Source organism: Paenibacillus sp. FSL W8-0439 (assembly GCF_038008995.1).
Taxonomy (GTDB): domain Bacteria; phylum Bacillota; class Bacilli; order Paenibacillales; family Paenibacillaceae; genus Paenibacillus; species Paenibacillus polymyxa.
Window position 1 is genome coordinate 4,936,657 of record NZ_JBBPAK010000001.1, and the last position, 12,461, is coordinate 4,949,117.

At 43.5% G+C, this 12,461-nt stretch carries 8 protein-coding genes and 1 pseudogene; 3 read left to right on the plus strand and 6 right to left on the minus strand.

Features of this window, described 5'->3' with window-relative positions; translation table 11 throughout:
- Window positions 1-133 precede the first annotated feature (133 nt).
- From arsC to MKX36_RS21430, 4 genes are all read right to left on the minus strand, one after another.
- Window positions 134-553, minus strand: a complete 420-nt coding sequence (gene arsC, locus MKX36_RS21415) for an arsenate reductase (thioredoxin) (protein ID WP_016820404.1) — start codon at window positions 551-553, stop codon at window positions 134-136.
- Between the two features lie 25 nt (window positions 554-578).
- The gene (locus MKX36_RS21420) at window positions 579-1,868 is read right to left on the minus strand and encodes an arsenical efflux pump membrane protein ArsB (RefSeq protein WP_017425594.1); all 1,290 of its coding nucleotides are present in this window, start codon (window positions 1,866-1,868) and stop codon (window positions 579-581) included.
- A gap of 79 nt (window positions 1,869-1,947) precedes the next feature.
- Window positions 1,948-2,298, minus strand: coding sequence for an ArsR/SmtB family transcription factor (locus MKX36_RS21425; protein WP_330721201.1), 351 nt, complete (start codon window positions 2,296-2,298; stop codon window positions 1,948-1,950).
- Window positions 2,299-2,383: 85 nt separating this feature from the next.
- A complete protein-coding gene (locus tag MKX36_RS21430; RefSeq protein ID WP_340865635.1) occupies window positions 2,384-3,973 on the minus strand; it encodes an alkaline phosphatase family protein in 1,590 nt (529 codons plus the stop codon).
- A 189-nt stretch (window positions 3,974-4,162) separates the two neighbouring features.
- On the opposite strand from MKX36_RS21430, the gene MKX36_RS21435 reads away from it, so the two are divergent.
- Together MKX36_RS21435 and MKX36_RS21440 are read left to right on the plus strand one after the other, a co-directional pair.
- Complete coding sequence (locus MKX36_RS21435; RefSeq protein ID WP_340865636.1) at window positions 4,163-4,936, plus strand: alpha/beta fold hydrolase; 774 nt, start codon at window positions 4,163-4,165, stop codon at window positions 4,934-4,936.
- Between the two features lie 221 nt (window positions 4,937-5,157).
- Complete coding sequence (locus MKX36_RS21440; RefSeq protein WP_031462276.1) at window positions 5,158-6,384, plus strand: sugar efflux transporter; 1,227 nt, start codon at window positions 5,158-5,160, stop codon at window positions 6,382-6,384.
- A 131-nt stretch (window positions 6,385-6,515) separates the two neighbouring features.
- Here the strand turns inward: MKX36_RS21440 and MKX36_RS21445 are convergent, their stop codons facing one another.
- Both MKX36_RS21445 and MKX36_RS21450 read right to left on the minus strand, forming a co-directional pair.
- Complete coding sequence (locus MKX36_RS21445) at window positions 6,516-7,733, minus strand: macrolide family glycosyltransferase (RefSeq protein WP_025365895.1); 1,218 nt, start codon at window positions 7,731-7,733, stop codon at window positions 6,516-6,518.
- A 220-nt stretch (window positions 7,734-7,953) separates the two neighbouring features.
- Window positions 7,954-11,272 (minus strand): annotated as a pseudogene (locus MKX36_RS21450) (pectinesterase family protein).
- A gap of 187 nt (window positions 11,273-11,459) precedes the next feature.
- Between MKX36_RS21450 and MKX36_RS21455 the strand changes: the two are divergent.
- Entirely contained in the window at window positions 11,460-12,299 is an 840-nt protein-coding gene (locus tag MKX36_RS21455; protein ID WP_016820412.1) for a helix-turn-helix transcriptional regulator, read from the plus strand.
- Window positions 12,300-12,461 lie beyond the last annotated feature (162 nt).

Sequence of the window (12,461 nt, forward strand, 5' to 3'; positions counted from 1 at the left end):
GGGTTAAGTGTCGTCTAACGAGCCTTAACCCTTTTTCATTAACATGAAGATCTTCTATTTCAAAAATGCCAAACAAACACCGCCCTTTTAAGGAAGTATGCCTGAGTTCGCCCTTCCTAAGCCGTGTACTGGTTTATTCACCGGTCTCCGCAAATTTGCGAATACGAGCCCCGACTTCATCCCGTACACGCTGGAATACGCTCCATTTCTCTTCTTCTGTTCCTTGTGCTTTAGCCGGATCATCAAATCCCCAATGTTCGCGGCGCACGTACGGAGGTGTAGTAGGACATTTATCGGCAGCATCTCCGCATAAGGTCACAACTAAATCCGCACTATTCAGCAAAACAGAATCAATAATATCTGAAGTTTGACCGGAAATATCCATCCCAACTTCATTCATCGCTTGCACCGCTTTAGGGTTGAGGCCGTGTGCTTCAATGCCCGCACTGTATACATTCCAACGGTCTCCCAAGTATTGTTTAGCCCAGCCTTCTGCCATTTGACTGCGGCAAGAATTACCAGTGCACAAAAAATAAATTGTCTTCTTATCCATCATCAGCGTCTCCTTCAATTGTCCATTATGAAATGATTAACCACAGATATAAGCCCAGTAGGGTAATAAAAAGTGTAGGAATAGTTAAGACGATGCCTGTTTTAAAATAAGTCCCCCATGAAATTTTCACGTTTTTCGAACGAAGCACATGCAACCACAATAAGGTGGCTAACGAACCAATTGGGGTTATCTTCGGTCCGAGATCCGACCCTATAACGTTAGCATAAATCAGTGCCTCTTTGACTATACCAGTTGTATGGGTGGCATCAATGGCAAGCGCATTAATCATGACCGTAGGCAAGTTATTCATACCCGACGAGATAATCGCCGCAATAAATCCCATGACCATGGTGGCCACAAACATACCTTGATCAGCAGCCGCTTGAATCACATGGGACAGCAGATCCGTCAAACCGGCATTACGCACACCATACACCACCACATACATTCCGATAGAGAAAAACACGATGGCCCATGGAGCGCCCTTGATGACTTCTTTCATGGGTACCACAGGGCTTCTTCTAGCCATCAGCAAGAAAAAGATGGCAATGATACCGGCCACCACCGAGACGGGAATGTCTAAAAATTCGCTTGCAAAGTAGCCAACCAACAATATTGTGAGAACAACCCAGGACATACGGAACATCTTTGGATCTTTTATCGCATTTGCAGGCGTGATTAACTGTGTCGTATCAAACGTTTTAGGAATTCTTTTGCGAAAAAAGAGATACAGTACCACGATACTAGCCAATAAGGAAAACAGATTAGGTACAATCATACGACTCGCATATTCCATAAAACTGATTCCAAAAAAGTCGGCTGACACAATATTAACGAGGTTGCTGACTACAAGCGGAAGCGACGTCGTATCTGCAATAAATCCGCTCGCAATGATAAAAGGAAATACCATTTTCTCATCCAATTTCAGTGCCCGAACCATCGCCAGTACAATTGGTGTCAAAATTAAGGCCGCACCGTCATTGGCAAAAAAGGCAGCAACTACGGCACCCAGCAGACTCACATAGACAAACATCCGGGTTCCGCTTCCACGGGCTATCCGTGCCATGTGAAGTGCTGCCCATTCGAAGAAGCCGATTTTATCAAGGACTAACGAAATCAGAATAATGGCGACAAAAGCTAGTGTGGCATTCCAGACAATTTGAGTAACTTCCCAAACATCATGCAAATCCACTACACCTACCAGCAAGGCGAGTATGGCACCGCCGCAGGCAGACCATCCAATGGACAGATGTTTAGGCTGCCAGATCACCAATACTAAAGTAACTAAGAATATAATGCATGCCAACAAAATCAATGTTCTAAACCTCCATTACATTACCTTATAAACATATACTTATATTAAAAACACCACAAAGAGATAAACGGAACAGGCTTTAGGATGAACAAGCTGAGGAATCCGGTCCACAAGATGCGATCGGTTCCTCTTTATTTAGCGATTTCAAAATATGCTTGGAGCCTGGCATGCTCTCAAGAACAGCTTGTATATGCGGTTTGTCGTCTACGTTTAAGGAATAGTATACCCACTGACTTCGTCGTTCTTCTTTTACAATTCCTTGCGACTTTAATTTTCTCAAATGTTGGCTAATTGCTGGCTGCGACATATTAAAGATATCTACAAATTCGCAAACACACCATTCTCTTTCTCTTAGCAGGGATAACATGATCAATCGGGTTTTATCCCCCAATAGCTTTAAATGATCGGCTATACAACCTAGTTGATCCAATGTATGACCTCCTTCCAATTAAATATAATAATATGCTTATATACTAATAAATCTTAACTTTAATATCAAGAACGAAGATACTTATTCATTTCACCAATTGCATAATCCAGTCTTTTATGTCCACGATTCGCAGTGTTTTGGGCCGTGTATTCGTCCCAGAAATTATTAACGGGACAAGGGAATCTTTTTCATGCAGCGATCCATGAGCTCCCCCACCGATGTGGGTAGGAGAACTTTCGCTGACGAGTTCATATCCCGGTTGGACCGTGACAACAACGTATCTTCCTTCATGGGAATTCATTGCTCCATACAGCCTCGCCAAAACATCTGGATATTTTCCATATTTGATCCGGTTATTATTTACCGTAATATCCACAAGGTCCTCTTCGCCCGATAATGTCCATGATTGTCCATATTCATCCATGTATTTTCCACCGGGACGATAAGAAAACAGGCTACCATTTCTCCCCTTTGTAACCTGGATATTATTTTTACCATCTTTCATAGCGATAATGTCGAGCTTGCTCTCCTTTTTTAAAGACTTCACCACATCGGATAGCTCTACGTTATAGTTAATTGCATAAATATAAGCCATCCGTTCATTAGCGGCAATCACGATTTGGTCATCGTTTCTTACGGGTTGAGTTAATTTCGCAATCCGGTAATGGCTCAAAAGAGGCCTTATATCAATAGTGGCTGCCTGTCGATCATCATACACAGCGCTTTGCGCACTGTCACCCATGACAATCCATATCGCATTGTTTACAGCCTCTTCCCACGAACCGTAGGCGTTCAACACAGTTTGCAGCGCTTGATCTGCTTTTTCAATTCCCTTCAGTTGAGTCGGGCCTTTTCTATGCACTGCATTATCATTCTCAGGAAAATATGTGATGGTTACATCTGGGAGTTTTTTCTGGCTTATTAGAAAAGCGGTATCTTTTGCGGAAAACTCATCATTCATTCCGAACTTTTTCCACAAAGGAGTATTCCAGCTATTTTTCGGATTCAATTGTGCCAGAGCTGCATAGGATAGCCATTTAGGGCCTGTGACTATCATTTGTTCTGGCACCCTGTTGCTATTCGCTAGGAAATCAGGCACTTTTAAGGCATGTTTCGTTTTGCCTCTAAAAACAATGGCGTTGATTGATGCGGATTCTTTTCCTTTATCGGCTAACTCTTCATGGATCGTTTTCGTTTTTTTGTTCAGTTGAACTTGATTTAATTGATAAATAGCATCATTAAATACTTGCAGTTGATCTATCTTTAGAGCTTCTTTGGCACCATTGCCGTAGAGAATCATGCGTTTCTTTTGATCACTGTACCAAACGAGTCCAGGCACATGATGTTGGTCTGCATACGTTCCCGTTAATAATGTGCTGTCGATGGTCACAGACATTGTGGGAAATGAGCTGACTACCTGCGGGAAATATTGCCCTTGATGAAGGAGAAATCGCATTGCGGGGGCACGGCCTTCTTGAATCGCTTCTTGCAAAGGCTTATCCATTAAAGAATCAATCAAGATTACAATGACAGGTTTTTTGCCCATTTGATTTGCTGTGTGATGTGGGTTCACGCTCTGTTGCTTTAGCTTTTGACTGGAGTCCGCTCTACAGCCCAAGATCAACAACAATAAACTTAACATTAGTACAACGGTAACTTTATTTTTCATGCTCATGTGTGTGTCCCCTTCTTAGAAAAACAGTGCCCTTGATCCTCTTATTTTTTCATATACAAAAAAAATTATTCCTACATTGGATCTTCGGGAAAAGAGAGAACTCCTGCATTCAAAGTTACAACTCCATGAATTTTTTGAATCTAATAAGCCAAATTTAAGATCAAAATCATTCAGGGAGAGAGCATAGCAATGACCACAACAAACATACACGAATATTCCATGCACTATATAGATTCCGGAGAAGGAACGGCCATCCTATTCATTCACCCTCCGGTACTTACAAGCTCAAATTTCACATACCAAATCCAAGGGCTATCGCCCTATTTTCGTACTATAGCTTTTGATATCAGAGGACACGGTAACAGTCAGACTTCCGAACAAACGGTTACTTACCCTCTCATCGCCCAGGATATTAAGCATTTGATGGACCGATTGAGCTTGGATAAAGTATTTTTGTGTGGATATTCTACCGGAGGTTCAATAGTACTTGAATTTCTCCTGACTTATCCAGATCGGGCATGGGGGGGCATTGTTATCAGCGGAATGTCGGAGGTAAACGAATGGCGACTAAGAAACAAAATTTCTTTAGGCATTGCGCTATCCAAAATCGGCGCAGTCGGTACGATTGCGCTTTCTAATGCTTGGTCACAAACGAAACAATTATCTTTGTTCCGCAAGTTACTCAACGACGCGAAGCAGGGAAACCCTAGGAATGTCGAACAATATTATCGTTACAGCTTGAAGTATAACTGTACCTCACGGCTAGGGGAAATCCATCTTCCTGTTCTGCTCGTTTATGGTGAAGAGGATAAACACTTTCATCCATATGCCAACATATTGCATCAGCATTTACCGAAGAGTGAGCTTGTTTTCATTAAAAAAGCCGATCACCGCCTTCCTACGAAGGCCGCTGGAACATTGAATGAACTGATCAAGCAGTTCATAGATCGCTTCAGCCTTTAAGGCACATCCTACAGGAAAAGTCGCATACACATCTACATCCCACTCCTGATCTTATATCTTTGTCTGTATATGGCCTTGCATATGAGTTGCTCATCAAAGTAAAAAAAATTATATAATATTTTATACAATGTAAATATACAAATTATGCTAAAGTCATATATAGTTTAGGTTGGATAGGTATGTAAGTTCTGCTTCTAAATCTAAAGGGGTGTAAAAATGAAATGCTAAAGCGTATTCAAAATCTTTTCTTTATCCCTAACTACCCACTATTCATGATCTGTATGTTATTGCAAGGTATGGCTATTTCCATAAGCGCACCTTTTTTAGCTGTATATTTTACAAGTACACTAGGCGTATCGGTGGGAACCTTTGGTGTGTTTACAGCGGTGACTTTGATTTGTGGTATATGGATCAGCTCCCTTATTGCCAAACGCTCCGATACCGGATTGGATCGCAAACAAATTTTAGTGATTTGTACGTTATTTAATGCTGTCGCCTTTGCAGGATATCTTGTAATCCAAAACTTTTATGTACTTTTTATTTATATGACGGTCTTTACAGCGATTGGCGCCCCTGGGATGCCGCAGTTATTTGCCAGTGCACGTGAAGCGGTAGATCGCAGTAAATCTGCGGATCATGCCTTTGCGAATTCAACGCTTCGTTCTATGTTTTCTCTTGGCTTTATTACCGGGCCGCTCTTGGGTTCCTTCTTGATTGCACATACGGGCTTTAAAGGTATTTTTGTTGGTACGACCTCTATTTTTGTACTTATTGCCGTTCTTCTATTCTTTTTTATCAAGCAGCGTCCTGTTCAGGCTAAAAATAAGGATCAACTTTCACTTCATCACATTACATTACATAAAAATATGAAAATCCTGATCCCTTTTGTAGTTCTTACTCTGCTTTATACGTCTCACTGGATGAATAGTTTAAATATTTCCTTGTTCATCATTCACAATTTAAAAGGTGACACGAATGACGTTGCCCTCGTATCCAGTATTTGCGCAATCTTAGAAATACCCCTGATGCTCATGCTGGGCGTACTAGCAGCCAAATACTCCAACCGTTTGCTTATATTTTTAGGGGCTTTAACAGGCGTTGTCTATTACCTCCTCGTTCTTATGTCTACGGAGATGTGGCAACTATTTGCGGGACAGCTTCTCCTAGCCTTCTTTGTTGCAGTGATATCAGCCATTGGTATTAGCTATATGCAGGATTTGTTGCCATCTCTGCCCGGATACGCCTCGACACTGTATTCCAATGCGACAACGATCGGAAGATTGGCGGGGAGCTTGATGGGCGGATTGTTTGCTCAATGGATGGGTTATCGAAACTCCTATTGGATATGCTTATTCCTGATTCTCTGTTGCCTTGGTCTGCTGGCGATATCAAAAAAATTAGAGTTTGACCAATCGGCTGCTCTACAAGAAAGAAATCACAGCCTATAGAGCACCATCAATAAAAGAAACAGCACGTAATCTGGACGAGAACCTAAAGTCTGATTACGTGCTGCTTTATTATGCTACCCTGCCATGCGTAGCCCGAATTGGTTATAATCAGGAGCTGACGCACACACACCCTATTTTTTTATAGTAGAGAAACGGCTCATAATTGCATCGGCCGCATACGTATAACCGCCAGCCTGACGGAGTGATTCGCCAATTACATGCGCCTGTTGTTTATAGATGGCTTGATTTAAAACCTCTACCAAAGCAGCTTTTAAGATAGCAGGGGTAAGCTCATTTTTATTCACAGCAATCCCTGCTCCCAGCTCTTGGACCCGATTGGCCACAAGCGGCTGATCCGATGTCATGGGAACCAGAACCATTGGCACGTTGTAATACAAGGCTTCGCTTGCACTGTTCATTCCCCCATGTGTGATAAATGCATCTACACGCTGGAGCATTTCCAGTTGCGGAATATAGGGCTTGATCATAAAATTGTCCGGGATACCATCCGCCAATAACTCCATCTCCGCATATTGGCCTGATGAGAGTACAAATTGCACAGGCAAATCACGAAATGCTTCAAAGCAAAGCTTGTAAAACTCCAAATCTCTATTAAGAATAGTTCCCAATGATATATAAACAACCTGCGGATACAAAGCACGAAGCTGGTCGAACGGAAAAGAGGGCGCATCTTTACGAGGTACAATAGATGGACCTGCAAAAATATAGCTGTCATCCAGCTTTTCAGCTTGCGGTTGAAAATAACGGCTTGTATATACGACCTTTAGGCTGTGGGAATGTGAATCGAGTTCATCAATTGCAGGGACGGCAACCTGAAACTCCTCAGCTAATTGATGTACTACTTTCATCGTATCATCATAAAGCGCTCTCACTTTTATGTCATGATCATCCCCGCCTTGGTCAGAACCCAGAGGCTCTACGAAAGCAAACGAACAGACCGTACATACCGCAGGTATTCCCAGCCTCTCTGCTATAATTTTGCCTCCCCAACCCATCAAATAGTCATAAATCAAATAATCATACACCTTATTTTCAATTGCTTTCATAACCTTTGGAATAATCGGTTCAATCAAACCTTTAACGATCATATTCACGAATTGATAATGATGTTTATATTCAGCCGGCTTTAATACAGGATTGTGAATAAATGCATCCACACTAAATGGATAGGTGATCAGGTTTGCTCCCGTTTGTTGAATTCTCGTACCAAATTCCTCTGAACACACATAATCTACTTCCTCTCCCCTATCGACCAATTGCTTAATTAATCCTAATGACGGGTTAACATGGCCTTCAGCAGGCGTGATCACAACCAACACACGTGCCATCCTACACCTCCGACAACATAATGTATTTAAGAAAAAATGTTAGTTTTGTCCTTGATGATTTACACACTTCCCTCATTCAATATATAAAATATTTACCATAAAAACAAATGGTTTCAATTTTAGATTATGTATGCATCACATCCAAAATTGCTCACAAACACGCACATAAGCGGGGGAAAACGCTTGAAGCGCATCCCCCGCTTATCTATCGAACATACAATTATAGACGCCAATTCCAATGATCTGTCCCGCTCAGAACAGCTTCAACAGTGTACTGGTTTGCTTCGTCAGCCGTAAGCTGTTTGGCCCAAGGTACACGCCCGCTACTTTCTGCACCTGGTCCAAAGTTATCGTACTCTCCAAATCTTGCAGTCTGCTCATTGGATTCCTTACCCCAATTGTTCCAACCACCTGGCTTGATATGGTCATCCATATAGGTTTTCAAAAAAGTAACATGTGCGTAAGGACGCCATGGTCGCCCAAGATCCACCTTGCCTGTCAAGCCAGCTTCGGTTGTCAGACGACACTGAATAAATACAAAACCTGGCTGGTTCTCTTCCGTTGAAGCGGCTGTTACGTATCCGGCACGCAGGCTGTGTATGATCGAATTATCAAACACGGCAGGGGCATTGCCAAATATAAAATCTACACTGCCACTGATGTAACTGTCCTTAAAATATTGTCTGCCACGGTTCACGAGCAGTGTATCCTGTAGGCCAGTAATTTTGACATTGTGATACTTTCCACGATCACCTTCGGCATATAACGCTACAGCCTGCACCTGCCCGGTCCCTTCTGTGTTGGCGACCGTCACATTTTCCAACACAAAGTCAGGACTTTGCACACGCATGGTATAGCTATTGCTCGTTCCTAATTCTTTTCCGTCCACTACGGTCTTGGCCGTATCATCAAAAGCAATGATCGTTTTGTCCCGATCTTCCCCGATAATACTCAGATTTTTTTTGGAGGAATTCACCTTTATTTTTTCACGGTACGTGCCGTTTTTGAGATGGATAACAGTCCTTGTGTTGCTGTTGTCAGGGACTGCATCAATAGCTGCCTGGAGAGAGGTGTAGTCAGCAGGGCCATAGGTCGATACAACCACACTAGTGGGAGAAGTTCCTCCTGAGTCTGTTAGCTTGCGGACCTTAACATTGCTGAATTCCGACGTATTGTAATTCCACACTTCATTTTGTTGTTTGGATGCATCAGTAGCTAACCCGAACAATAGCGGTTGATGATCCGGCAAATCTATAACGGTTTCACCAACCTTCTCCCAGTTAGTCACACCGTCTGCGGATACCCATCCGGTAAGCTTTTGCCCCTGTCGCACAAGACGAACCGAATATGGCGTTGGAATAAACGTCTCCATTGACGCACGCGTGGTTTTACCATCTGTTTGATCACGACTGATAAGAATCCCCTGTTTACCATATTTAACAAATGCTAAAGACATAAAGGCCATTTTTGATCCAGGCTTCAGCGATTCACGAATCATTACCCCTGCCTCGGCATTATCATCCACAGGGGTAATCTTCTCCACACGAGCTGTAATTTCACCGTCTCCCTCCCATTTCTGATAAGCATAATGGAAAAGATCAGCTTTTCCGTCAATATCCCCCGCCGATTTCAGTCGGATACTGCTGCCGTTTGCATCTTCTTTTAATACCTGAGTATGCCCTTTGATATAGCCATCGTTACCATCAGAGCCAACCTCTTCGCTGAGCCAGTTCCCCGTTGGTGCAGTCGTGTTGACATGGATGGTAACAGGATTGGAAAATGTAGCAGTCCCCTTGCGGTCTGTCACCCGTGCAATAATGTAATGGGTGCCGTCCGTCACATGATTCCAACTGATTTGATAAGGCGCACTCTCTACTTTTCCAGCAAGTTTACCGTCAATGACAAATTCAACGTGAGCAATGCCATCTTGATCCTTGGCCGTTGCAGTTATGGTCGCATCACGTCCGGCTTCCAAAATATCGTTATGCTTCAGTGAACGTCCACCTTCATCCGATACCTGAACGAAGGCCTCCGGATTATCCACCTCACTGCCATTGGACAGCTTCTCAATGAGATCATTTAAATAAACCTCTAAATTCGTATAGCCCTTGGCAAAATGAGCATACTCGCCTGTACCGGCAAGCTCCTGACCGTTGCGGTCGTCAGCATTATTGGGGTCCAGCCCATGAGCGCGTTCCCATTCATCCGGTATACCATCATGATCACTGTCAGTAAGCTCCGTGGTGGTTACGCTATAATCATCGTAAATCCAGCCTGCTTCACGCGGGGAGTTGATAAACGCACCCGTTCCATTCTTCACATCATTCATAATTCGAGCGTCCACCGCATCTCTTCTTGGCAGCGTGGCTCCTGAGCCAGCGAGCACCTCAGTATATGCGGTCTGCGCATCTGTCGCCTGATATGGTCCATACGCATCTGGTGAAATTCCGTTGTCGTATTCCCCTCTGACTTCAATCGGCTCTGCCAAACGAGTGGAAGGGTCAATAATCGATCCAATGGATGTTCCAAGCTGCCAGTTGTCTTGAGTAACCGATTCGTTGCCGTCCATGTAGTTGCCACCAATATAAATGCGTGTTTTATATTTTTTACTCCCCACGTCTACAAAGATTTGACTCCGCACGTCCTTATATGTGTTGGGGCCATACTTATAATAGTTATTCAGCACATTATACGATCCTTCACCGCCACCGTAGGAAGAGAAAAATCCCCAGTTATATATGACATTATTGGTCATTTCCACAGCGTCGATTTGTTTTTTATCGGTTGGGAAACCGTGGATTGCGGCTTGCATTGTGAGCCAGCAAGTTATGATGATAGGTGGAATTCCGACCACCCCATATACCGCCATAGCCGTGGCGGCCTTTCTGGTGCGTAGTCATTAGCATACTTTCGGATGCAATAGACCATTGTACTGTCGTATTCACGTTATCGTACAGACTTAGTACCTCATCCACCGACCAGCTAAAGGAACAGTGATCAATCATAATGTTTTTATGGTACCTGGCTCCTAACGCGTCATCCTCACTGGGGTAACGATCAGTTAATCGAAAACGCAGGTAACGGAGAATGACGTTATCTGCATCAATCCCTGTTGTGTAATCGCTTACAGTTATGCCGTCGCCAGGAGCTGTCTGACCTGCAACCGTCAGGTTGTTGCCCAGGATTTTAAGTGGCTCCTTCAGATGAATGGTTCCACCCACCCGGAATACGACCGTCCGATTATCGGAGCTGACCGCTGCACGAAGAGATCCGGGGATCACCTGCTCACCTTTGCCGTAGTCTGCCAGCGTGGTAACTTCGTATACTTCACCTCCGCGTCCACCGGTAACATATTTACCCCCACCTTCAGCTCCCGGAAACGCCGGAATATTCGTCGCTATATTTTCTACTTTCTCCACTTTCCCCATCTCTGTCCCTACCGCAGTCTCTGCCTGGATCAATGGTGGGCACAAAGTCAACAACATTGAACCCACAACCACATTACATAGCACCTTTCTCCATGTACGCTGCTTGCTCATATTCTGTTTCCTCCCTAAGATTTTCTTTCACATCAGCGCATACTTTTATAAAAGAATGATCCGAGACGTTCAGAAGTGTCTTCACCTCCTTTCATCAATCTTTTCCGCTTTTACAGTGGGCAGGTGTCATATATACTATGGATATATGAATGCGCTTACTTATCTTAATTGGCAAAGGAAGAAGCACATGAATGAAATGAAGGAAGACAAATATGTCATCGGAGAACAACAATTCTCCATTCATCACATCTACCGTACCGGCTTCACCGTTATGCCCAGACCTCATGTTCATGACAATTATGAGCTGTATTTTTTGCTGCAGGGCGAACGCATCTACTTTATGAACGGCAAGGTATACACCGCTCGCAAGGGCGATCTGATATTCATCCTCCCTCATGACTTACACTCTACCGCCAGTACACAATTGGAGGAAACAGAACGCATTTTGATTCATTTTTCCCCTACGTTTCTCCCGCAGCAGGATCATGACATTCTGGATCTACCGCCGTACCAGCAATCTGCATTGCTTCGCTTACCGGCTAGAGAGCAAGTCGAAGTTGAACGGCTGTTCCTACAAATGAATACCGAATGTAGGAATAAGCAGCCTCTGCATGACCGCTGTGTACAGCATTTGCTGCTGGAAATGCTTATCCTGGTGCACCGATCGGAAGCGGCCGAGCGTAGTGAACTTGTTTCCTCTCATCCCATGCATCAGAAAATCACAGAAATCTCGTCTTTTATTCAGGACCATTTCAATGAGCCGTTAACTCTCGAACAAGTGGCCGCCTGCTTTTTTATTAGTCCGGCTTACCTAAGCCGCATCTTTCTAAAATTGACTGGCTTTCATTTCAGCGAGTACATCCGCGTAGTGAGGGTCAGGGCGGCTCAAACCAGACTGCGAACCACCAAAGACAAAATCCAGCACATTGCGGAGGATGTCGGCTTCGGTCATGCCTCCCATTTTAATAAAATCTTTAAAAAAATAACCGGACTCTCCCCTCTTCAATATCGTAAACAGGTTCGATAGGTATTCAGTGTAAATAATTAGGCGTTAATTTTATACATCCACTCTTGTCTTGTTTTTCCATTTTTATATCTGCTTGCTCTTTCATGGAACTAAAGACAAGCCATTTGAATTAAGCAAATTACACAACAAAAAAGCCATATTTCGCTGCAATGTATGCAACGA

What these genes read in the sequence shown, in the direction of transcription:
- MKX36_RS21445 (WP_025365895.1), bottom strand. Translation starts at nt 7,733, where the DNA reads ATGGCACGTGTGTTGGTTGTGATCACGCCTGCTGAAGGCCATGTTAAC.
- arsC (WP_016820404.1), bottom strand. Translation starts at nt 553, where the DNA reads ATGGATAAGAAGACAATTTATTTTTTGTGCACTGGTAATTCTTGCCGC.
- MKX36_RS21435 (WP_340865636.1), top strand. Translation starts at nt 4,163, where the DNA reads ATGACCACAACAAACATACACGAATATTCCATGCACTATATAGATTCC.
- MKX36_RS21430 (WP_340865635.1), bottom strand. Translation starts at nt 3,973, where the DNA reads ATGAGCATGAAAAATAAAGTTACCGTTGTACTAATGTTAAGTTTATTG.
- MKX36_RS21440 (WP_031462276.1), top strand. Translation starts at nt 5,158, where the DNA reads ATGCTAAAGCGTATTCAAAATCTTTTCTTTATCCCTAACTACCCACTA.
- MKX36_RS21455 (WP_016820412.1), top strand. Translation starts at nt 11,460, where the DNA reads ATGAATGAAATGAAGGAAGACAAATATGTCATCGGAGAACAACAATTC.